The sequence below is a fragment of the Geminicoccus sp. genome, from assembly GCF_035556675.1.
GTDB lineage: Bacteria > Pseudomonadota > Alphaproteobacteria > Geminicoccales > Geminicoccaceae > Geminicoccus.
Genome location: NZ_DATMFZ010000097.1, coordinates 1 through 19,399, shown reverse-complemented (window position 1 = coordinate 19,399; position 19,399 = coordinate 1). Strand labels below are relative to the sequence as shown.

Below are 19,399 nucleotides of genomic sequence, written 5' to 3'. Positions count from 1 at the left end.
TACCAGGACCGCCACCCAACCTCGACAGATCAGGTACCCGCAACTCCCGAGCACCAGAGCGACGATCACCGTCACCGCTGAGCACCCAGCCTCGCTGCGTGGGCCGGGTTCTAGGCCTGGCCAGCTGAACCGTCAACAGGGAATCTCGACAAAGATTCGATCGGGCCGCGACAGGCAGATGACCGAGGCGGGCGGGCCAACTTCCAAGCCGGGCCCGTCCACGCTAGGTGCCTCTCCTCGGCCGATCATGGAGCTGCCGCCTTGTCCGAACCTCGCTACGATGTCCTGGTGGATGCCCGCGGCCTGGCCTGTCCCATGCCGCTGGTGAAGGCGCGCCAGGCGCTCATGGTCATGGAGCCGGGTGCCACCGTCTGCGTGCTCGCGACTGACCCCGCCGCGCCCGCCGATTTCGACGAGTTCGTCGAGATCAGCGGCCATGAGCTGGAGCGCAGCGAGCGGCAGGACAGCCTGTTCGTCATCGTGCTGCGCAAGAAGCGCTAGAGACTGCCCGCCCAGGCGAAGGCCTGTTCCTGGCGCCGGGCGACCAGGGCCGCGCGCGCTTCCGGGTCCTGCGGATCGGTCGCGGCGAAATAGCCGGCCCCCGGCTGGCCATCGCCGGCCCGGACCACCAGGCAGGCCAGTTCCGGCAGCCCGCGTTCTGCCCGCGCCCGGTCGACCACGCCCAGCACCCGGCAGAGATGGCCGACCGTGCCGGAGCCCAGGCGGTGGCCGAACATGTCCAGCACCTGACGGTAGCTGACCGGCCGGCCCTCGCGGGCGGCCTGCACCAGGATCCGCTCCAGGCGTTCGGGATCGATGACCGTCCGCTCCGGCCGTGGCTCGTCCCAGCCTCCTGTCATGGTTCCGCCTGCGCTCCCTTGCGGCTCATCCCGATCGTTCAGGCCATCAGGTCGATCAGGGTCGCCAGCCGGTCGGCCTCGGCGGCGGGCTTGTCCCAGCGGATCCGCGCGATCCGGGGAAAGCGCATCGCCACGCCCGACTTGTGCCGGCTGGAGGGGTGGATGCTGTCGAACGCCACCTCGAACACGAGGCGCGGCTCCACCGCCCGGACCGGGCCGAACCGCTCGATCGTATGATCGCGGATCCACCTGTCCAGCAGCTTGAGCTCCTCGTCGGTATAGCCGGCATAGGCCTTGCCGACCGGCACCAGTTCCTCCCCGTCCGGCCCCTCCTGCCAGGCGCCGAACGTGTAGTCGGAATAATAGGAGCTGCGCTTGCCGTGGCCGCGCTGGGCATACATCAGCACGCAGTCGACCAGATGCGCGTCGCGCTTCCACTTCCACCACAGGCCCTTGGGCCGGCCCGGTACGTAGAGGCTGTCCTTGCGCTTGAGCATCAGCCCCTCGACTGTGCCGCCCTCGCGCGCGGCGCGGCGCATCCGGTCGAGCTCGTCCAGGCCGGCATCCGGGATGAGCGGCGAGAGGTCCATGCCTTCCGGTTGCTCGCGCGCCACGAAAGCCTCCAGGCGCTGGCGGCGCTCGATGAACGGCAGGCCGCGCAGGTCCTCCGTGCCGTCGAACAGGATGTCGTAGAGCCGGACCAGGGCCGGGTAGTCCTGCAGCATGGCAGGCGTGACGGCCTTGCGGTTGAGGCGCTGCTGCAGGTCGTTGAACGAGGCGACCTCGCCGCCGCGTGCCACCAGCAGCTCGCCGTCCAGCACGCCCTCGAAGCGCACGCGCTCGACCACCTCCGGAAAGGCCGGGCCCACGTCGTCGCCGGTGCGCGAGTAGAGGCGTGCCTGGCCGCCGACCGCCACGACCTGGACGCGAATCCCGTCCCATTTCCATTCGGCGCTGTATTCGGCGAGATCGAGCTTCCCTGCCTGCTCGTCGTCCAGCGGGTGGGCCAGCATGAGCGGCCGGAACACCGGGACATGGGCGATCTCCGGGCGCGGCATGCGGCCGTCCAGCCAGGCGAACAGGTCCAGATAGGGCGGGGCCGTGGCATGCCAGGCCTCCTCGACCAGGGCCGGCTCGACACCGCCATAGCGGGCCAAAGCCGCCCGGGCCAGGCCGGCCGAGGCACCCACGCGCAGGCTGCCGGTGGCGAGCTTGAGCAGCGCCCAGCGGCCGGTGGCATCCAGCGTGTCGAGCCAGGCAGCGATCTGGCGGGTGAGCTGGCCGCGCGGCAGTTCGTCCATCGCGACCACCACCTCGCTCAGATGCGGCCAGTCGCGATCGGCCTGCTGCTCCGGCCACATCAGGGCGGCGGTCTCGGCCAGATCACCCACGAAGTCGTAGGACCAGTGGAACAGCTCCGGATCGGTGCGCTCGGCCACCAGCTCGCGGATCACCCCGGACTTCGCCACCCGCAGGCTGAGCGTGCCAGCGATCGCGGCCAGGCCGAAGCCGCGGTCGGGATCGGGCACGCTGCGGAAATAGTCCTCCAGCAGCGCCAGCTTGCTGGTGCGGGCCGGCGCATAGAGGAGGCGGTCGAGAAGTTCGGAGAACGGCTTCACCTTGGCTGCGCACGCTCCTGCAAGCTGCCGTCCGGGCCAACCGGGCAGGCCCGGCGCAGGTTCCGGTTCGTTTCCGGCGGGTGCTGCTCAGCCCGGCTGAGTCGCGCGGACGAAGGCCAGCTTGTTGCCGTCAGGGTCACGGACATAGGCCGCGTAGAAATCGGCGCTGTACTGGGGTCGTGGCCCGGGCACGCCCTCGTCCAGGCCCCCGGCCGCCAGGGCCGCTGTGTAGATCGCCTGCACCGTCGCCTCGTCGGGCACCGACAGGCCGACCGTGATGCCATTGCCCCAGGTGGCGGGGCGGCCGTCGAACGGGTGGAGGATCACCAGCTCCGTGGGGCCGCCGGGCGGACCGTACCAGATCTCGTTGGGATAGGCCGGCAGCCGCACCCGGCCGAGCGGTGCCAGCGCTGCGTCATAGAAGCGGCCGGCGCGCTCCAGGTCGTTGGTTCCGAGCGTGAGATAGGAGATCATCCAAAGGCTCCGTTGCGCCGGCCTGCGTTCCTTGTTGCCGGCGAGCCTGCCATGGGCGCGGCGGTCCGTCGAGGCGTGGCCCTTGGTGCCGCTCAGTTGCCCTCCTCGTCATAGCCCACCAGCCGGAGAGCATCGGCACCATAGCCGCGCTTGCGGGCGGCATACTGCAGTGCCTCCTCCCGCCCGTGGGTGATCCAGACCCGGGGCGCACCGACCTCGTCCAGCGTCTGCAACAGCTCGTCCCAGTCGGCATGGTCGGAGATCACCAGCGGCAGCTCGATGCCGCCCTGCTTGGCGCGCTGCTTGACCCGCATCCAGCCGGATGCCTGGCAGATCACCGGGTCCGGCAGGCGCCGCGCCCAGCGGTCGGCGATGGCCGAGGGCGGGGCGATCACGATCGCACCTTCCAGCTCGCGGCGCGGCTCGCCCTTCACCCCGGCCGTGGCCGGACGCAGTTCGCCCAGCTCCACGCCGAAGCCTCGGTAGAGCTCGTTCATCGCGGCCAGCGCGCCGTGGACATAGATGGGACGGTCCCAGCCGGCCCGGCGCAGCTCCACGATCAGGCGCTGCGCCTTGCCGAGCGTGTAGGCGCCGACCACGTGGCAGCGCTCCGGGAACAGCTCGATCGAATGGAGCAACCGGCGCAGTTCCTCCCCGATCGGCGGGTGACGGAACACCGGCAGGCCGAAGGTTGCCTCGGTGACGAACACGTCGCATCGCACCGGCTCGAAGCCGGTGCAGGTCGGATCCGCCCGGCGCTTGTAGTCCCCTGAGACCACGATCCGCCCGCCCGCGTGCTCCATCAGCACCTGGGCGCTGCCCAGCACATGGCCGGCCGGATGCAGGGTGACGTCGACCTGGCCCACCCGGATCGTCTCGCCATAGGCGGCGGCCTGGCGGGAAGGCGCCATGCCCTCGCCCAGGCGTGCGGCGGCGATGGCGAGCGTCGCCTCGGTCGCCAGCATGGCACCATGGCCACCACGGCAATGGTCGCTGTGGCCATGGGTGATCACCGCACGGTCCACCGGCCGGACCGGGTCCACGTAGAAACCGCCCGGCACCACGTAGAGGCCTTCCGGCCGGACCTGGACCCAGCGTTCCGGATGCATGCTCGAGCCCTCCTGGCGAGGGTGGCGCTTCCCCTGCCCCCACCGGCTCATGTATGCCGCGCAAAGCCAACGTCAGCAGGAGAGAACGAATGACGATCCGCCGCATCCAGCCCGGGCCGCGCATGAGCCAGGCCGTGATCCACGGCAACGTGGTCTATCTGGCCGGCCAGGTCGCCGCGGGTGCTCCCGGCAAGTCGGTCTCCGAGCAGACCAAGGACATCCTGTCCCGGATCGATGCCCTCCTGGCCGAGGCCGGCACCGACAAGAGCAAGCTGATCACCACCAATATCTGGCTGTCCGACATCTCGACCTTCAACGAGATGAACGCCGCCTGGGATGCCTGGGTCGCCCCGGGCGCCGCCCCGGCCCGCGCCACGGTCGAGAGCAAGCTGGCCTCGCCCGACTACACGGTCGAGATCATGGTCACCGCTGCGCTCGACTGAGCCGGCGGCCGCAAAGGGGCGGTCATGCGCGTTGCGGTGCTGGGTGCCGGCCTTGCCGGCGTGATGACGGCCTATGAGCTGTTCCGGGACGGTCACGAGCCGATCGTGATCGACCGGCGCAGCGAGCCGGCATCCGAAACCTCGTACGGCAACGCCGGGATGATCGCCCCTGGCCATGCCTATAGCTGGGCGTCGCCGGCGGCGCTGCGGACCCTGATCCGCTCGATCCGCCACGACGACACCGCATTGCGCTTTCGCCTCCAGGCCGACCCGCATTTCTGGGCCTGGGCAGCGCGCTTCGTGCGCAACTGCACGGAAGCCAGGGCGGACTACAATACGGTCCGCAAGGTGGGCCTGTGCCTCTACAGCCAGGGCGAGCTGCACCGGGTCGTGGCGGAGACCGGGGTCGATTACGGTGCCGCCAAGGGCGGAGCCCTCTACCTGCATCGCACGGAAGAGGCGCTGGCCCGGGCCGACCGCAATGCCGAACTGATGCGTCGCCTGGGCGTGGAGGTGCGGCGGGTCACGCCGTTCGAGGCCGCCCAGATCGACCAGGTCTACCTGCCCGTCCAGGACCGGTTCGCCGGCGCGCTCTACGTGTCGGGCGACGAGTCCGGTGATGCGCGGCGGTTCACCCGCGGCATCGCGTCCTGGCTCATCGAGCGCGGCGTTGCGTTCCGGATGGACGAGACGATCGAGCGGATCAGCGTCGCCCGGGGCCGGATCGACCGGGTGGTCACGGCCAAGGGCGAGGTGCAGGCCGATGCCTATGTGCTGGCGCTGGGCTGCTATGCCGCGCCGCTCGGGCGCACCATCGGCCTGAGGCTGCCGATCTATCCGGTCAAGGGCTACTCGCTCACCATCCCGATCGCCGGCCGGAACAACCCGCCGCGCCTTTCCGGTGTGGACGAGCACAATCTGTTCGCGTTCGCCAATTATGGCGAGCATGTCCGGCTCACCGCGATCGCCGAGTTCGCCGGCTATGACTGGTCGCACCGGCCATCCGACTTCGCCGGGCTGCTCAAGGCGGCCAGGGAGCTGTTCCCCGATGCCGGAGACTATGCGCAGCCGGAATACTGGGCGGGACTGCGGCCGATGACGCCGTCCGCCCTGCCGATCTTCGGCCGGGCGCGCTACGACAATCTCTATGTCAATGCCGGCCATGGCCATATGGGCTGGACCTGGGCCTGCGGCTCGGGCCGGATCACCGCCGACCTGATCGCCGGCCGCACGCCCGGCCACGACGTGACCAGCATGCTCTACCGCGGATGAGCCGGCCATGACTTCAGCCTCCGGGCGGATCGTTCGCGAGCACCTGCCCTTCGAGCTCGACCGGGGCATCACCCCGCGCGCCAGGATCGGTCTGGTGGTGCTGAGCTGCGACCAGACCATCGAATATGAGTGGCGCGGCATCCTGGCCGACCTGCCGGGCATCGGCCTGTTTCACGCCCGCATCGCGGTCGACCCGATCATCACGCCGGACAGCCTCCGCGCGATGGAGCCGATGATCCGGCCCACCACGGAGCTCCTGCTGCCCAGCCACCGGTTCGACGCAGTGGCGTTCGGCTGCACCTCGGCCTCCATGGTGCTGGGCGAGGAGCGGGTCATGGGGCTCATGAACGAGGCCAAGCCGGAGGCAAAGGCGACCACGCCGATCACGGCTGCCAGGATCGCGATGATGGCCCTGGGGGCGCGGCGGATCGCCCTGCTCACGCCCTATCGCGCGGACGTCAATCTCGGGATCATCCGCTACCTGGAGGCGCGCGGCCTGGAAGTGCCGGTGTTCGGCTCGTTCAACGAGCCCGACGATGGCAAGGTCGGCCAGATGACCGCCCAGTCGATCCGCCAGGCCGCCTGCGCACTCGGGCGCGAGCCGGGGGTCGATGCGGTGTTCGTGTCCTGCACCTCGATCCGGCTGGCGGCCGAGGCCGCGGCGATCGAGGCCGAACTCGGCAAGCCGGTCACCTCGTCGAACCACGCGATGGCCTGGCACGCGCTGCGCCTGGCCGGGATCGCCGACCCACAGCCGGCATTCGGCCGGCTGTTCACCTGCCCGCTGCCCGCCGCATGATCCTGATCCGATCCGCCATCTTCAACGTCCTGCTCTGGACCTGGACGCTGCTCGCCCTGATCGTGCTGCTGCCGGTCGGGCCGTTCCTGGATGCCGCCGGCACACGCGCCTATGCGCGGGGCTGGGAGCGCGGCATCGGCTTTCTGCTGCGCTGGGTGGTGGGCATCCGCCACGAGGTGCGCGGCCTGCACCACCTGCCGGACGAGCCGGTGGTGATCGCGGCCAAGCACCAGTCGGCCTGGGAGACGCTGACCTTCCACACCATCGTCCACGAGCTGTCGGTCGGGCTGAAATACGAGCTCACCAAGATCCCGGTGTTCGGCCATTACCTGCTCAAGTCCGGCTGTATCCGCATCGACCGGGGCGCCGCCGCCAAGGCGCTGAAGTCGCTGGTGGACGGCGCCCAGCAGGCGATGGCGGGCGGGCTGCACGTGATGATCTTCCCGGAGGGTACCAGACGACCCGTGGGCGCGCCGCCGGACTACAAGCCGGGCGTGGCAGCGCTCTACAAGCAGCTCGGCCGGCCCTGCGTGCCGGTCGCCCTGAACTCCGGCATGTTCTGGGGCCGGCGCTCGTTCGCCAAGCGGCCGGGCACGATCGTGCTGGAGTTCCTGGAGCCGATCCCGCCCGGCCTGCCGCGCGCGGCCTTCATGCGGACCCTGGAGGAGCGGATCGAGACCGCGACCGCCCGGCTGGTGGCCGAGGCCGGCGGCAGTGCTGCGGCCCCGACGAAGGCGCACAAAATTCTCTCTCCGGAGCCTTGACCGGCGCAGTCGGCGCACTCAATATCCTGGGTGCGTGAGAGTTGTTCGACCGCTCGTACTTCACCCTCCATCGTGTGAGACGAGCGAATAAAAGTCGTCGGGCAGCCGCGCTTGGGCTAACCGGGCATGAGGGGTTATGAACGACATTACTCCACCGGGTTACCACTGAGCGACTCTCCCCGCCGTATGGCGTAAAGGTCGCTCCTGGTCGATGATGTGGCGCCCTTCGTCGACCAATTATCAGACATTGCCGGTTGAATATTGCGCGGTCTGTTGGCCGCGCCTGATGGGTCGGCTGTGAAAGCGACCTACCTGGATCATTCCATTGAACATGGCCGGACGCGTTCCGGCACCATGAAGGACGGCGGGAGCGCCCTTATGGGCTACTCCCGCCGTTTCACGTTCTACTCGTCGCGCATGTCATTCAGGGAATCTCCAGCGGATCAACGCCGATCGACTGCTTCATCGCCCGGAGCGCGAAGGTCGAGCGGGTATGGCGGATGCCCTCGATCCGGTAGAGTCGCTCGCGCAGGAAGCGCTCGTAGTCCCGGGTCCCGGCCACCGCGACCTTGACTAGGTAGTCGTACTCGCCGGTGACGAGATGGGCCTCGATCACCTCCGGTATGCGCGCCAGGCTGGCGCCGAACACCTCCAGCGCATGGTCGTCGTGCCGGTTCAGCGTGATCTCCACGAACACCGTGTCCGGCAGGCCCAGCGCCGCATGGTCGAGTAGGGCGACATAGCCGGCGATCAGGCCGGCCGCCTCCAGCCGCTTCACCCTGGTCCAGCAGGGCGAGGCCGACAGCCCCACCTTCTCGCCCAGCTCATTCATGGTGAGCCGGCCATCGGCGCGCAGCGCCGACAGGATGCGCCGGTCGATCGCATCCAGTCGGAGCGCGCCCTGGCCGGCCATCGGCGGATCCTGCGGCAAATTCTTCTGCGTTCTGGCCATTGTACCGATCATCTTTCTGCCATGCGGTGGAGATAGCCCCGAGTTCGGCAAACATCACTGTGCAGACGCAGCTAGAAACGTTTTCGCCGGCCGATCCCTCGGGCCCATGGCCGGCAGGAAGGAGCCAAAGCCATGCCCAGCAGCGCCGCCGACCGCACGACCTTCGAGGTCCGCGCGATCCTCATCGACGCGTATGACGGCATGATCCGCGTCCTGAACGACGCGCAGCGCTTTGGCCTGGAGCTGGTGGCGACCCTCCTGGAGGAAGCCGGCAACGAAGCCGAGCTACGCATGGTCCTGGTCGCCTCCGCGCCAGTCACGCCCGAGGTCCTGCGGGCGCGCTTGGCGCGCCATTCATGCCTGCGCCAGGTCGAAGTCAGCCGGAGGGACCGCACGCCACTGCCGCTGGCGGCCTGATCCGCCTCGCATAGTGCTGCCGGCAGGTCCTGCCATCTCGGCGAGCAGGAAGGCGACGTGGCCGAAACCGCTGCCGACGTCGGGCACCCGTACGCCTGGCGCTGTTCCCGCAGCCTTGAAAAGGTGCCGCGGGATCGGGGCGATCAGGCACGCCTGGATCGCCAGACGCTCCAGCTCCCGTTGCGCATGCCCCAGCGCATGGCCATGGGCGGAGCCCGGCTCGTGCATCTGCTACATTCCGGCATGATCGACACGCCATCCGTCAGCACCGCATGGCAGAGCTCTTAGTCGGAGTTATCCCGGAGGCTCGACGGGATCAGCTCGGGCCCAGGATATGGGACCCGCTTGCCGCGGCCGGAGGTTCATCCACGCCCGGATCACCGTCCAGCCGCCGCGCCAATGCCTCCAGGTCCGGCTCCTGGATGCCCATCTCGCTCAGATGGTCCAGCGTATTGACCAGATATTCCTGGCAGGTGCCGGAACTGCCGCAACCCTTGCGGACCATTTCCAGGATCACCGCCTCGTCGGCACCGCCGCAATACTGGTCGTGGTCGAGCCTGGCGACATAGGCCCAGGCCTGGACGGTGCGCCGCGATTCCAGCAGCTCCAGCGGGACCAGGCGGCGCTCGTAGACGTTGGTGACCAGCTCACGGGCGTCCAGATAGGCCATGATCTCGGCCTCCCGCTCGCGGCGGAAGCCGATCGCCCGGCCGATGCAGGAGCCGCCGGCGGTGAGCCCCATCACCACGCCCGGTTGCTCGACCGTGCCGCGATAATGCTCGGAGCGGATGCACAGGCGGCGCTGGTAGCCCACCAGCAGCGCGGTCTCGAATGCGTCCGGCGCGAAGCCCGGCCGCCACATCAGGGAGCCGTAGCCAAACGTCCAGACGAGATCCGGTTCAGTCATCGACAAGTGCTATGCCAAGCTCCGCCAGCGTGCGAGGGACAGGCAAGCACCGTCCGCACGACCGCATCACCTATAGCGAGGTGGCGCCGGGCTCGCCATCTGGCGATACTTCACTCGTCCTTAAGCTGTGGCTTACGCTCATAGGCCTGGCCGGCCTGGATCACGCTGCGCCGGATCTCGCGGGTGCGGGTGAACAGGTCGAACAGGATGTCGCCCTGGCCCCAGCGGATCGCCCGCTGCAGCGCCACCAGGTCCTCCATGAACCGGCCGATCATCTCCAGGACCGCTTCCTTGTTGTTCAGGAAGATATCCCGCCACATGGTCGGGTCGGACGCGGCGATGCGGGTGAAGTCGGTAAAGCCGCCGGCAGCGTATTTGAACACTTCCGACTGGAGATGCTCCTCCAGGTCCGCGACCGTGCCCACGATGGTGTAGGCGCACAAATGCGGCAGGTGCGAGGTGATCGCCAGCACCCGGTCGTGATGCTCCGGGGACATGGTGTCGACCTTGGCGCCGACCGCTTGCCAGAGCGCCACCAGCCGCGCCACCGCGTCCGCGTCGGTGTCCTCGACCGGCGTGAGGATGCAGCGGCGGTTCTGGAACAGGGTGGCGAAGGCGGCGTCCGGGCCGGAATGCTCGGTGCCGGCCACCGGGTGGCCACCCACGAACCGGCGCGGGTCGGGCAGGCGGGCGCGCACCTCGTTGACCACCAGGGTCTTGATCGAGCCGACATCGGTGACGATCGCGTCGGGCGCCAGGCCCGGCACCATGGCGCCGGCGACCTCGGCCAGCGCTGCGGGCGGCGTGCCCAGCACCACGAGATCCGCGCCGGCGACCGCTTCGGCCGGATCGGCGACCGCCCGGTCACACAAGCCTAGCTCCAGCGCCCTGGCACGGGTCCGCTCCTGGCGGGCACAGGCCACGATCTCGTCCGCCATGCCCCGCTCGCGCATGGCGAGCGCCAGCGACCCGTTGATCAGCCCGATGCCGATCATCGCCACCCGCTTGAAGTGGGGCTCGCTCATGACCCGGGCAGCCCGTCCATGAAGCGCGCCAGCACCGCCACGACCTGGCGGTTCTCCTCCTCGGTGCCGACGGTCAGGCGCAGGCAGAGCGGCAACTGGTAGGACGCCATGGCTCGGGGGATGATGCCGTTCTTCTCCAGATATTCCGCAGCGGCCACCGCATCGTGGCCCGGCACGTCGGGGAACTCGATCAGGAGGAAATTGCCGACGCTCGGGTGCACCTGGATCCCGAGTGCGGTGAGTTCCTGGGTCAGCCAGGGCAGCCAGCGGTCGTTGTGCGCCTTGGCCTTGGCCTGGTGCTCGACATCATCGATGGCCGCGGCGGCGGCGACCTGGGCCGGCACGCCCACGTTGAACGGCCCGCGCACCCGGTTGATCACGTCGACAATGCCGGCGGACGCGGTCATCCAGCCGACCCGGAGTGCTGCCAGGCCATGGATCTTGCTGAAGGTCCGCGTCATCACGACGTTATGGGCGCTCAGCGACAGAGCGAGGCCGCTGTCATAGTCGGCCGCGCCGACATACTCGGCATAGGCGGAATCCAGCACCAGCACGACGTCCGCCGGCAGGCCCCGGTGCAGGCGCAGGATCTCGTCGGCCGGCAGGTAGCTGCCGGTGGGGTTGTTCGGGTTGGCGAGGAACACCATCCGCGTCCGGCTGGTGACGGCCTCAAGCAGCGCGTCCACGTCGGCACACAGATGGCGCTCGGGCGCTTCCACCGGCGTGGCCCCGCAAGCCAGCGCGGATAGCTTGTACATCAGGAAGCCGTGGCGGCTGTAGAGCACCTCGTCGCCAGGGCCCGCATAGGCGCGGATCAAGAGGGCGATCAGCTCGTCCGAGCCGGCACCGACCACGATCCGGTCCGGGTCGACGTTCATCCGCCGGCCGATCGCCTGGCGCAGGACGGTGGAGCCGCCTTCCGGGTAGCGATGCAGATCGGCCGCGATCGCCCGATAGGCCGCGACCGCCTTGGGACTGGGCCCGAGCGGCGTCTCGTTGGCCGACAGCTTGGCGGCCTTGCCGCCCTCCGCCACCTCGGCCTTGCCGCCCACGTAAGGCTTGATCTCGAGAATGCCCGGCCGTGGGCGCGGCTCCTGGATCATGGATCGTCTCGTCTTTTCCGATGCGTCGCGGACCGCCGGCCGGACCAGCCGGACGACGCGGTCCCGTGGATAGGCAGCAGGGCACCCATTCTGCAACATTTCCCGAAGGACGCGATGCAAGACCGCGGGGGAATCATCCGCTAGGATGCGCGCTGGCCTGCTCACGGCCGACGGCGTCCGCAGGCCGTCCTTCCTGTTCCCCGGATCGTCAAAAGCCACCATCATGCTCAGCTATCGTCACGGCTTCCACGCCGGCAACCATGCCGACGTCCTCAAGCACGCGACCCTCCAGTTCATCCACAAGGCAGTGATCGCCGCCGATCCCCGGCCGCTTCTGGTGGTCGACACCCATGCCGGTGCCGGGCTCTACGATCTCAAGAGCGAGATGGGCGAGAAGGTGGGTGAATGGCGCCAGGGGATCCTGCCGCTCCTGCCCAAGGCGGCCGAGGCGCCGGCCCTGCTGCGCGACTGGCTGGAGATAGTCCATCTGGACGGGCCGCGCGCCTATGCCGGCTCGCCTGAGATCTCCCGGCGGCTCCTGCGCGCCCATGACCGGCTGCTCTGCTTCGAGCTGCACTCGACCGATTTCGCCTCGTTGTCCGCCCTGCTCTGCACCGATCCGCGCATCGCCGTGGTCAAGGCCGACGGCCTGGCCGGCCTGCCGACCGTGTTCCCACCCCCTGAGCGCCATGCGCTCGTGCTGATCGACCCGTCCTACGAGATCAAGACCGACTACGGCCAGGTCCAGGACACGCTGCTGAAAGCCTGGCGGCGCCTGAGCACCGGCACCTACCTGCTCTGGTACCCGGTGATCGACCGCGGCTTCACCGAGCGGATGCTGGGTGGCCTGCGGAACAGCGAAATCGGTCGGCAGTACCGGATCGAACTCTGCATCGAGCCCGACGAGGCACGCCGCGGCATGACCGGCTCCGGCCTGCTGGTGATCAACCCGCCGGACAGCCTGCCGGATGCCATGGCCGAGGCCCTGCCCTGGCTGGCACAGGAATTGAATGCCTCGGGCCAGGTCCGGGCGGAGTGGGTGAAGCCCTGAAGCGGCGCTGAAAAAGCGCTCGGCTCTTCCCTCCTGGCCGCGATGCCGTTCTGATCGACCGGGCATGGAGGGAGGATGCGATGCTGAAATCACTGGCAGGCCGCACCGTGATCGTCACGGGCGGCAGCAAGGGGATCGGGCGGGGGCTGGCGCTGCGCTTCGGCGAGGCCGGGCTGAACGTGCTGGTGGTCTCGCGCCACCTGGACGAGGCGGAGAAGGTCGCAAAGGAAATCGGCAACCATGCCTCGGCGTTTGTCGCCGACGTCGCCGATCCGGCTGCCTGCGAGGCGATGGCCGCCGAAGCGGTCGCGCGCTATGGCAGCATCGACGTGCTGTGCGCCAATGCCGGCATCTTTCCCGCCGCCAAGCTCGGCGAGATGACTGCCGCCGATTTCGACCAGGTGATCGGCGTCAACCTGAAGGGCAGCTTCCTGTCGGTCAGCGCCTGCCTGCCGCAGATGAAGCGTCAGAACCAGGGCCGGATCGTGCTCACCTCATCGATCACCGGCCCGATCACCGGCTATCCCGGCTGGACCCATTACGGCGCCAGCAAGGCCGGCCAGCTGGGATTCATGCGCACCGCCGCGATCGAGCTGGCACCCTGGAACATCACGGTGAACGCGGTGATGCCCGGCAACATCGTGACCGAAGGGCTGGACGGACTGGGCGACGACTATCTGGCGACCATGGCGGCCTCGATCCCGATGAAGCGCCTGGGCAGCGTCGCCGACATCGCCAACGCCGCCCTGTTCTTCGCCTCCGACGAAGCCGGCTACATCACCGGCCAGACCATCGTGGTCGATGGCGGCCAGGTCCTGCCGGAATCCCTGGGCGCGCTGGAGGCGATGGGCTGACGCTTTGCTGGTGATGACAGAGGTCAGCTGCACCAGTCCTCACCAGTGAACTCCTCGATCACCTGCCGGGTATGCTCGCCCAGGCCCGGCACCGCGCCCGGCTCCGGCGGGCTTCCGTCCAGCAGGGCGCCGGGTGCCAGCACGGGCACTGGTCCGGACGGGGTCGCCACGGTGATGTGCCGGTTCTGCGGGTGGACGGCCAGGTCATCCAGCGTGCTGACCCGGCCATAGGCGATGTTCGCCGCCTGGAGGCGGCGGACCGCCTCGTCCCGGTCGATGCCGGCGAACACCGCGTGGATGGCCGTGTCCAGGGCCGGGCGGTTGGCGACCCGCTGGTCGTTGGTGCGAAAGCGCGGGTCCTCCGCCAGCTCCGGCTGGCGGAGGACCTCCTGGCAGAACAGTGGCCATTCCCGCTCGTTCTGGATCGCGAACAGCACCTGGCCGCCATCCCGGCAGGCATAGGCCCCGTAGGGCGCGATGGTCGGGTGGTTCAGGCCGCTGCGGGCGGGCACGCGGCCGCCATGGACGTGCTGGAGATGGGGCACGTTCATCCAGTCGGACAAAGCGTGGAACAGCGAGGTCGCGACATGCTGGCCCCTCCCGCTGCGTTCGCGGGCGAACAGGGCGGTCATGATGCCCTGGAGCGCTGCCGTCCCGGCGGCGATGTCGGCGATCGAGACCCCGGTCCTGGCCGGGCCATGCTCGTTGCCGGTGATCGCCGCCAGCCCGGTTTCCGCCTGCACCAGCAGGTCATAGGCCTTGAGGTCGCGATACGGCCCCTCCTCGCCATAGCCGGTGATCGAGCAGGTGATCAGCCGCGGATGGCGGGCGCGCAGCTCCTCCAGCCCGAAGCCCAGCCGCTCGACGGCACCAGGCGCCAGGTTCTGAATGAACACGTCGGCCCGCGCCAGCATGGCGGAGAGCGCCGCCCGGTCGCGGGCCTGCTTCAGGTCCAGGCAGACCGACTGCTTGCCGCGGTTCAGCCAGACGAAATAGGCGCTCTCGCCCTTGACCAGATGGTCGTAGCCGCGCGCAAAATCGCCTTCCGGCCGCTCGATCTTGATGACCCTGGCACCGGCATCCGCGAGCCGGCAGGAGGCATAAGGGGCCGCCACCGCCTGTTCGAGCGAGACGACCAGGATTCCTTCGAGCGGCTTCATCGCTTCCCGCAACAGCCAGTTGTCGCCGCGGATTGTTAGCCGCCGCACCGCGGGATGCCACCGCCCGCGGTACCGTCGGCCAGCGATTTTCCATCTGTCGCGCCCATTCAGCCTTCGCCATGCTCGCCCCCGAACGTTGGGGCCAGAGGTGGCAGGGTGAGGTGAGCGAGGAAGACTATGCCGAGATCCGCCAGGAGGTCAGGAAGCTCTGTGCCGGGTTTCCGGGCGAGTACTGGCGCCGGCTCGACCGGGAGAACGCCTACCCTTCCGAGTTCGTCCAGGCGCTGACCGAGGCCGGCTACCTCGCCGCACTGATCCCCGAGGAATATGGCGGGTCGGGCCTGCCGCTCTCCGCTGCCGCGGCGATCCTGGAGGAGGTGCAGCGCGCCGGCTGCAACGGCGCCGCCTGCCACGCCCAGATGTACGTGATGGGTGCGGTGCTGCGCCACGGCAGCCCTGAACAGAAGCGCCGCTACCTGCCGGGTATCGCGTCGGGCCGGCTGCGCCTGCAGGCGTTCGGCGTCACCGAGCCCACCAGCGGCACCGATACCGGCTCGATCCAGACCTTCGCCCGGCGCGACGGCGAGCGCTATCTGGTCAGTGGCCAGAAGATCTGGACGTCGCGCGCGGAGCACTCGGACCTGATGCTCCTCCTGGCCCGCACCACGCCCAAGGACGAGGTGGCCAAACGCACGGACGGCCTGTCGGTCTTCATCCTCGACATGCGCGAGGCGCTAGGCCGCGGTCTGACCATCCGGCCGATCCGCACCATGATGAACCACTCCACCACCGAAGTGTTCTTCGACGATGTCGAGATCCCGGCGGACGGCCTGGTGGGCGAGGAAGGCAAGGGTTTTCGCTACATCCTTTCCGGCATGAATGCCGAGCGCATCCTGATCGGCGCGGAATGCATCGGCGATGCCAAGTGGTTCATCGAGAAGGCGGCTTCCTATGCCAGCGAGCGCAGCGTGTTCGGTCGCCCGATCGGCCAAAACCAGGGCGTCCAGTTCCCGATCGCCCGCGCCTATGCCCAGATGCGGGCGGCCGAACTGATGGTCCGCGACGCCGCTGCGCGGTTCGAGCGCGGCGAGAGCTGCGGGCCCGAAGCCAACATGGCGAAGATGCTGGCCGCCGAGGCCTCCTGGGCTGCGGCGGAAGCCTGCGTGCAGACCCATGGCGGCTTCGCGTTCGCCGAGGAATACGACATCGAGCGCAAGTTCCGGGAAACCCGGCTCTACCAGGTGGCCCCGATCTCCACCAACCTGATCCTGAGCTACCTGGCCGAGCACGTGCTCGGCATGCCACGCTCCTACTGAAGGCCCGGACCATGGCCGCCAGCATCGATCTAGCAGAGCTGCAGACCTGGGTCGGCCGCACCGAGGAAGCGGAGGACTGGATCACCCCGCAGATGACCAGGGGCCTGCGCGCCGTGCTGGACCAGGACCCGGGCGAGCCGCGCCCGGGCGATCCGGCACCGCCCGGCATCCACTGGTGCCTGGCACCGCCCACCGCACCGATGTCGGCACTGGGCCAGGACGGCCATCCCGCCCGCGGCGGCTTCCTGCCGCCCGTGCCGCTGCCCAGGCGGATGTGGGCCGGCGGCGAGCTCGAGTTTCTGGACCGGCTTCTGGTCGGCGACCGGGTGCTGCGCCGCTCCCGGATCGAATCGGTCGAGCTGAAGCAGGGCCGCAGCGGTGCCCTGTGCTTCGTCGCGGTGCGCCACGAGCTGTCGACTGGACGCGGTGCCGCCATCCGCGAGCGCCACGACATCGTCTATCGCGAGGCCGCCCCGCCCGCGGCACCGGCCTCGCCCGCCCCGCCGCCAGCGCTGCCCGAAGCCGAGGCGAGCCGCACCATCCAGGCGAGCCCGGTCCTCCTGTTCCGCTACTCCGCCCTGACCTTCAACGGCCACCGGATCCATTACGACCGGCGCTATTGCCAGGAAGAGGAGCACTACCCGGGCCTGGTGGTCCACGGCCCGCTCCAGGCGACGCTGCTCCTGGACCTCGCCCAGGATTTAAGCGGCAGGCAGCCGCTCCGCTCTTTCCGCTTCCGCGGCGTCCACCCGCTGTTCGACGGCGCCCCGTTCAGCGTGAACGGGCGCCGCAGCGGCACCCAGCGGCTGGAGCTGTGGGCCGCCGACGCGACGAGCCGGCAGGCCATGGCCGCCGAAGCGACCTTCGCCTGAGGGATCTTGCCGGCTGCGCGAAAGAACGCACGGCGGTGCAGGGGTGAGATTTTGCTGGCCCTGCCGGAATACGGCACTATCTGTTATAGGGAACCCCTGGTCCGCCCGGACGATCCGCCATTGCCGGCGGGTGTCTGTCGGGACGGCTGGCCGGGAACAGCCAGAAGGATGTGCAGATGACCTGGGAAACCCCTGTCCTGATCGAGCTGCGTGTCGGCATGGAAGTCACCAGCTACGAATCTGCCGAGATCGACCTTCCGGAAGAGATGATCGACTGAAGGTCGGTCGAGGTCGAAACGGCATAGGAGCAAGGCGGGCGAGGTAGGGTGCGGCTCCTGGTACTGGGTTCGGCAGCTGGTGGCGGTCTGCCGCAGTGGAACTGCCGGTGCCCGGTCTGCAGCCTCGCCTGGGCCGGTGACCCGCGGGTCACCCCGCGTACTCAGTCCGGGCTCGCCGTGAGTACCGACGGCGAGCGTTGGCTGCTGATCAATGCCTCGCCCGATCTCCGCCAGCAGATCCTGGCGAACCCGGCCCTGTGGCCGCGTGAAGGCCGGCGGCACAGCCCGATCGAGGCGGTCATCCTGACCAATGCCGAGATCGATCATGTGCTGGGCCTGCTCATGTTGCGCGAGCGCCAGCCCTTCGCGCTCCACGCTACCGCGGCGACCCATGCCGCACTGGCGGCCAACCCGATGTTCACCGCGCTGGACCCGGCCGTAGTCCGGCGCCGGGACCTGTTGCCCGAAGCGGTGCTGAGCCTGGCCGGGCTGGAGCTCCTGCCCTTTCCCGTTCCAGGCAAGCTGCCCCTCTACCAGGAGGAGGCCGCACCGGATGGGGAACTGGCAGCGGAGATCCTGGGCCTGGAGATCCGTGCCGGCGGCCGGCGCTGCGTGGTCGTGCCCAACTGCGCCCGGATCACGCCGGATCTGTGCGCGCGACTCAAGGGTGCCGACCTGCTCCTGTTCGACGGCACGACCTACGAGGACGACGAAATGGTCCGGCTGGGCCTGTCCCACAAGACGGCCGCACGGATGGGCCATGTGCCGATGGCCGGTCCCTCCGGCAGCCTCGCTGGCCTGGCGGACGTATCGGTCGGGCGGCGCGTGTTCTTGCACCTGAACAACTCGAACCCGACCCTTATCGCCGGCTCGCCTGAGCATGCGGCCGTCCTGGCCGCGGGCTGGGAGCTGGCCTTCGACGGCATGGAGCTGGTTCTGTGAGCGAACATCCGCTGGTGTCGGCCTATCTGCAGCCCGGCCAGGTGCTGGGCCCCGACGATCTGGCGCAGCGGCTCCGACAGATCGGAGCGGATCGCTATCACGACCGCCATCCGTTCCACCGGCGCCTGCATGGCGGCGAGTGCCGGCCCGCCGAGGTCCGGGCCTGGGCGCTGAACCGCTACTACTATCAGGCGTCGATTCCGCTCAAGGATGCCGCCGTGCTGGGGCGGATGACGGATCCGGCGCTGCGGCGGGCTTGGCGGCAGCGTCTGGTCGACCATGACGGTGCTGCCGAAGGCGAGGGCGGCATCGCGCGCTGGCTGCGCCTGACCGATGCGCTGGGCCTGGACCGGGAGCTGGTGGCCTCGTGCCGCGCGGTGCTGCCCGGCACCCGCTTCGCGGTGGATGCCTATGTCCGGTTCTGCCGGGAGCGCTCGCTCCTGGAGGCAGTGGCCTCCTCGCTCACCGAGCTGTTCTCGCCCAAGATCATCGGCGAGCGGGTCTCGGGCATGCTGGCGCACTATGACTTCGTCGACCAGACGGCCCTGAGCTACTTCACCGCCAGGCCACCCCAGGCGGAGCGGGACAGCGCGTTCGCCCTGGACTACGTGCTGGCCCATGCCGACACCCATGAGCGGCAGGCGCAGGCACTGGGCGCGCTGCTGTTCAAGACCGACGTCCTGTGGAGCCAGCTCGATGCGCTGTGGCTGGCCTATGTCGAGGGCCGGCTGCCGCCCGGGGCCTGGCAGCCGGAGCAGGAAGCATCATGAGCCAGGACGTGCCGGCCATCGCCATGGATGCGCGGCCGCGCCTGCCGCGCGGGGTGCGGCTCCATCACGACCGGCAGCGCGATGCCTGGGTGCTGCTGGCGCCGGAGACCCTGTTCGGGCTGAACACCAGCTCGCTGGAGGTGCTGCGCCGCTGCGACGGGAACCAGACGCTGGCCGAGATCCTGGACGGGCTGGCTACGCAGTTCGGCACGGAGCCGGATCGGCTGGCACCTGACGTGCTAGGCCTGCTCGGCCGGCTGCGCGACCAGCGGCTGCTCGACCTGTGAGCGCGCCCGCGCCGTTGGCGCCGCCGGTGGGCCTGCTGGCCGAGCTGACCCATCGCTGCCCGCTGCGCTGTCCCTACTGCTCCAACCCGGTCGAGCTGGACCGCCGCGCGCAGGAACTGCCGACC

24 protein-coding genes and 1 pseudogene are annotated in these 19,399 nt (G+C 69.2%); 16 read left to right on the top strand and 9 right to left on the bottom strand.

The window, feature by feature from the left end; genetic code table 11:
* The first annotated feature begins 261 nt into the window (after positions 1 to 261).
* Positions 262 to 501, top strand: a complete 240-nt coding sequence (locus tag VNS22_RS07655; RefSeq protein ID WP_325731213.1) for a sulfurtransferase TusA family protein — start codon at positions 262 to 264, stop codon at positions 499 to 501.
* Here VNS22_RS07655 and VNS22_RS07650 read toward each other — a convergent pair.
* The 4 genes from VNS22_RS07650 to VNS22_RS07635 all read right to left on the bottom strand — a co-directional run bounded on the left by VNS22_RS07650 (position 498) and on the right by VNS22_RS07635 (position 4,062).
* A complete protein-coding gene (locus VNS22_RS07650; protein WP_325731211.1) occupies positions 498 to 860 on the bottom strand; it encodes a hypothetical protein in 363 nt (120 codons plus the stop codon). The genes VNS22_RS07655 and VNS22_RS07650 overlap by 4 nt on opposite strands.
* Before the next feature lie 38 nt (positions 861 to 898).
* Positions 899 to 2,479, bottom strand: a complete 1,581-nt coding sequence (locus VNS22_RS07645; protein ID WP_325731209.1) for a cisplatin damage response ATP-dependent DNA ligase — start codon at positions 2,477 to 2,479, stop codon at positions 899 to 901.
* A gap of 87 nt (positions 2,480 to 2,566) precedes the next feature.
* Positions 2,567 to 2,953 (bottom strand): VOC family protein, encoded by a 387-nt coding sequence (locus tag VNS22_RS07640; RefSeq protein WP_325731207.1) that lies wholly within the window; start codon positions 2,951 to 2,953, stop codon positions 2,567 to 2,569.
* 92 nt (positions 2,954 to 3,045) lie between these two features.
* On the bottom strand, positions 3,046 to 4,062 hold the full coding sequence (locus tag VNS22_RS07635; protein WP_325731205.1) for a ligase-associated DNA damage response exonuclease: 1,017 nt from the start codon (positions 4,060 to 4,062) through the stop codon (positions 3,046 to 3,048).
* 89 nt (positions 4,063 to 4,151) lie between these two features.
* On the opposite strand from VNS22_RS07635, the gene VNS22_RS07630 reads away from it, so the two are divergent.
* From VNS22_RS07630 to VNS22_RS07615, 4 genes are read left to right on the top strand one after another with little or no spacing between them, the layout of a single operon-like run.
* Positions 4,152 to 4,505, top strand: coding sequence for a RidA family protein (locus VNS22_RS07630; RefSeq protein ID WP_325731203.1), 354 nt, complete (start codon positions 4,152 to 4,154; stop codon positions 4,503 to 4,505).
* A gap of 24 nt (positions 4,506 to 4,529) precedes the next feature.
* Positions 4,530 to 5,777: a D-amino acid dehydrogenase gene (locus tag VNS22_RS07625; protein WP_325731201.1), complete on the top strand. Its 1,248-nt coding sequence runs from the start codon at positions 4,530 to 4,532 to the stop codon at positions 5,775 to 5,777.
* Positions 5,778 to 5,784: 7 nt separating this feature from the next.
* Positions 5,785 to 6,576, top strand: a complete 792-nt coding sequence (locus tag VNS22_RS07620; protein WP_325731199.1) for a hypothetical protein — start codon at positions 5,785 to 5,787, stop codon at positions 6,574 to 6,576.
* Positions 6,573 to 7,340 carry a lysophospholipid acyltransferase family protein gene (locus VNS22_RS07615; protein WP_325731197.1) on the top strand — a complete coding sequence of 256 codons (768 nt, stop codon included), beginning with the start codon at positions 6,573 to 6,575 and terminating at the stop codon, positions 7,338 to 7,340. The genes VNS22_RS07620 and VNS22_RS07615 overlap by 4 nt, the downstream gene beginning before the upstream one ends.
* A 424-nt stretch (positions 7,341 to 7,764) precedes the next feature.
* On the opposite strand, the gene VNS22_RS07610 is transcribed toward VNS22_RS07615, so the two are convergent.
* Positions 7,765 to 8,253, bottom strand: a complete 489-nt coding sequence (locus VNS22_RS07610) for an Lrp/AsnC family transcriptional regulator (RefSeq protein WP_325731195.1) — start codon at positions 8,251 to 8,253, stop codon at positions 7,765 to 7,767.
* A 171-nt stretch (positions 8,254 to 8,424) separates the two neighbouring features.
* Between VNS22_RS07610 and VNS22_RS07605 the strand changes: the two genes are divergently transcribed.
* Positions 8,425 to 8,709, top strand: a complete 285-nt coding sequence (locus VNS22_RS07605; protein ID WP_325731193.1) for a hypothetical protein — start codon at positions 8,425 to 8,427, stop codon at positions 8,707 to 8,709.
* A 57-nt stretch (positions 8,710 to 8,766) separates the two neighbouring features.
* Positions 8,767 to 8,997, top strand: coding sequence for a hypothetical protein (locus VNS22_RS07600; protein ID WP_325731191.1), 231 nt, complete (start codon positions 8,767 to 8,769; stop codon positions 8,995 to 8,997).
* A 28-nt stretch (positions 8,998 to 9,025) separates the two neighbouring features.
* Here the strand turns inward: VNS22_RS07600 and VNS22_RS07595 are convergent, their stop codons facing one another.
* The 3 genes from VNS22_RS07595 to hisC all read right to left on the bottom strand — a co-directional run bounded on the left by VNS22_RS07595 (position 9,026) and on the right by hisC (position 11,744).
* Positions 9,026 to 9,616: a gamma-glutamylcyclotransferase gene (locus VNS22_RS07595; RefSeq protein ID WP_325731189.1), complete on the bottom strand. Its 591-nt coding sequence runs from the start codon at positions 9,614 to 9,616 to the stop codon at positions 9,026 to 9,028.
* 110 nt (positions 9,617 to 9,726) lie between these two features.
* A complete protein-coding gene (locus VNS22_RS07590; RefSeq protein WP_325731187.1) occupies positions 9,727 to 10,641 on the bottom strand; it encodes a prephenate/arogenate dehydrogenase family protein in 915 nt (304 codons plus the stop codon).
* The gene (hisC, locus tag VNS22_RS07585) at positions 10,638 to 11,744 is read right to left on the bottom strand and encodes a histidinol-phosphate transaminase (RefSeq protein ID WP_325731185.1); all 1,107 of its coding nucleotides are present in this window, start codon (positions 11,742 to 11,744) and stop codon (positions 10,638 to 10,640) included. The genes VNS22_RS07590 and hisC overlap by 4 nt, the downstream gene beginning before the upstream one ends.
* Before the next feature lie 145 nt (positions 11,745 to 11,889).
* Here hisC and VNS22_RS07580 point away from each other — a divergent pair, with 145 nt between their 5' ends.
* Together VNS22_RS07580 and fabG are read left to right on the top strand one after the other, a co-directional pair.
* Positions 11,890 to 12,795 carry a 23S rRNA (adenine(2030)-N(6))-methyltransferase RlmJ gene (locus VNS22_RS07580; protein WP_325731183.1) on the top strand — a complete coding sequence of 302 codons (906 nt, stop codon included), beginning with the start codon at positions 11,890 to 11,892 and terminating at the stop codon, positions 12,793 to 12,795.
* Between the two features lie 80 nt (positions 12,796 to 12,875).
* Positions 12,876 to 13,649, top strand: a complete 774-nt coding sequence (gene fabG, locus VNS22_RS07575) for a 3-oxoacyl-ACP reductase FabG (RefSeq protein ID WP_325731181.1) — start codon at positions 12,876 to 12,878, stop codon at positions 13,647 to 13,649.
* Positions 13,650 to 13,672: 23 nt separating this feature from the next.
* On the opposite strand, the gene VNS22_RS07570 is transcribed toward fabG, so the two are convergent.
* Entirely contained in the window at positions 13,673 to 14,809 is a 1,137-nt protein-coding gene (locus VNS22_RS07570; protein WP_325731179.1) for a CaiB/BaiF CoA-transferase family protein, read from the bottom strand.
* A gap of 119 nt (positions 14,810 to 14,928) precedes the next feature.
* Between VNS22_RS07570 and VNS22_RS07565 the strand changes: the two genes are divergently transcribed.
* From VNS22_RS07565 to VNS22_RS28255, 7 genes and pseudogenes are all read left to right on the top strand, one after another.
* Positions 14,929 to 16,125 (top strand): acyl-CoA dehydrogenase family protein, encoded by a 1,197-nt coding sequence (locus VNS22_RS07565; protein ID WP_349261740.1) that lies wholly within the window; start codon positions 14,929 to 14,931, stop codon positions 16,123 to 16,125.
* A gap of 11 nt (positions 16,126 to 16,136) precedes the next feature.
* On the top strand, positions 16,137 to 16,997 hold the full coding sequence (locus VNS22_RS07560; protein ID WP_325731175.1) for an FAS1-like dehydratase domain-containing protein: 861 nt from the start codon (positions 16,137 to 16,139) through the stop codon (positions 16,995 to 16,997).
* Positions 16,998 to 17,173: 176 nt separating this feature from the next.
* Complete coding sequence (pqqA, locus tag VNS22_RS07555; protein WP_325731173.1) at positions 17,174 to 17,275, top strand: pyrroloquinoline quinone precursor peptide PqqA; 102 nt, start codon at positions 17,174 to 17,176, stop codon at positions 17,273 to 17,275.
* A 48-nt stretch (positions 17,276 to 17,323) separates the two neighbouring features.
* Positions 17,324 to 18,217, top strand: coding sequence for a pyrroloquinoline quinone biosynthesis protein PqqB (gene pqqB, locus VNS22_RS07550; protein WP_325731171.1), 894 nt, complete (start codon positions 17,324 to 17,326; stop codon positions 18,215 to 18,217).
* 14 nt (positions 18,218 to 18,231) lie between these two features.
* Positions 18,232 to 18,987: a pyrroloquinoline-quinone synthase PqqC gene (pqqC, locus tag VNS22_RS07545; RefSeq protein ID WP_349261741.1), complete on the top strand. Its 756-nt coding sequence runs from the start codon at positions 18,232 to 18,234 to the stop codon at positions 18,985 to 18,987.
* Positions 18,984 to 19,274: a pyrroloquinoline quinone biosynthesis peptide chaperone PqqD gene (gene pqqD, locus VNS22_RS07540; RefSeq protein ID WP_200841233.1), complete on the top strand. Its 291-nt coding sequence runs from the start codon at positions 18,984 to 18,986 to the stop codon at positions 19,272 to 19,274. Before pqqC ends, pqqD begins: the two co-directional genes overlap by 4 nt.
* Positions 19,271 to 19,399, top strand: a pseudogene (locus tag VNS22_RS28255) (pyrroloquinoline quinone biosynthesis protein PqqE); the annotation flags it as partial. The gene pqqD and the pseudogene VNS22_RS28255, both read left to right, overlap by 4 nt.

Coding starts and splice junctions, on each gene's coding strand:
- VNS22_RS07640 (WP_325731207.1), bottom strand. CDS start 2,953: ATGATCTCCTATCTCACGCTCGGAACCAACGACCTGGAGCGCGCCGGC.
- hisC (WP_325731185.1), bottom strand. CDS start 11,744: ATGATCCAGGAGCCGCGCCCACGGCCGGGCATTCTCGAGATCAAGCCT.
- pqqD (WP_200841233.1), top strand. CDS start 18,984: ATGAGCCAGGACGTGCCGGCCATCGCCATGGATGCGCGGCCGCGCCTG.
- VNS22_RS07595 (WP_325731189.1), bottom strand. CDS start 9,616: ATGACTGAACCGGATCTCGTCTGGACGTTTGGCTACGGCTCCCTGATG.
- VNS22_RS07605 (WP_325731193.1), top strand. CDS start 8,425: ATGCCCAGCAGCGCCGCCGACCGCACGACCTTCGAGGTCCGCGCGATC.
- VNS22_RS07615 (WP_325731197.1), top strand. CDS start 6,573: ATGATCCTGATCCGATCCGCCATCTTCAACGTCCTGCTCTGGACCTGG.
- VNS22_RS07630 (WP_325731203.1), top strand. CDS start 4,152: ATGACGATCCGCCGCATCCAGCCCGGGCCGCGCATGAGCCAGGCCGTG.
- VNS22_RS07565 (WP_349261740.1), top strand. CDS start 14,929: ATGCTCGCCCCCGAACGTTGGGGCCAGAGGTGGCAGGGTGAGGTGAGC.
- VNS22_RS07560 (WP_325731175.1), top strand. CDS start 16,137: ATGGCCGCCAGCATCGATCTAGCAGAGCTGCAGACCTGGGTCGGCCGC.
- VNS22_RS07620 (WP_325731199.1), top strand. CDS start 5,785: ATGACTTCAGCCTCCGGGCGGATCGTTCGCGAGCACCTGCCCTTCGAG.
- VNS22_RS07570 (WP_325731179.1), bottom strand. CDS start 14,809: ATGAAGCCGCTCGAAGGAATCCTGGTCGTCTCGCTCGAACAGGCGGTG.
- fabG (WP_325731181.1), top strand. CDS start 12,876: ATGCTGAAATCACTGGCAGGCCGCACCGTGATCGTCACGGGCGGCAGC.
- VNS22_RS07650 (WP_325731211.1), bottom strand. CDS start 860: ATGACAGGAGGCTGGGACGAGCCACGGCCGGAGCGGACGGTCATCGAT.
- VNS22_RS07625 (WP_325731201.1), top strand. CDS start 4,530: ATGCGCGTTGCGGTGCTGGGTGCCGGCCTTGCCGGCGTGATGACGGCC.
- VNS22_RS07635 (WP_325731205.1), bottom strand. CDS start 4,062: ATGCATCCGGAACGCTGGGTCCAGGTCCGGCCGGAAGGCCTCTACGTG.
- VNS22_RS07610 (WP_325731195.1), bottom strand. CDS start 8,253: ATGGCCGGCCAGGGCGCGCTCCGACTGGATGCGATCGACCGGCGCATC.
- pqqA (WP_325731173.1), top strand. CDS start 17,174: ATGACCTGGGAAACCCCTGTCCTGATCGAGCTGCGTGTCGGCATGGAA.
- VNS22_RS07590 (WP_325731187.1), bottom strand. CDS start 10,641: ATGAGCGAGCCCCACTTCAAGCGGGTGGCGATGATCGGCATCGGGCTG.
- VNS22_RS07580 (WP_325731183.1), top strand. CDS start 11,890: ATGCGCGCTGGCCTGCTCACGGCCGACGGCGTCCGCAGGCCGTCCTTC.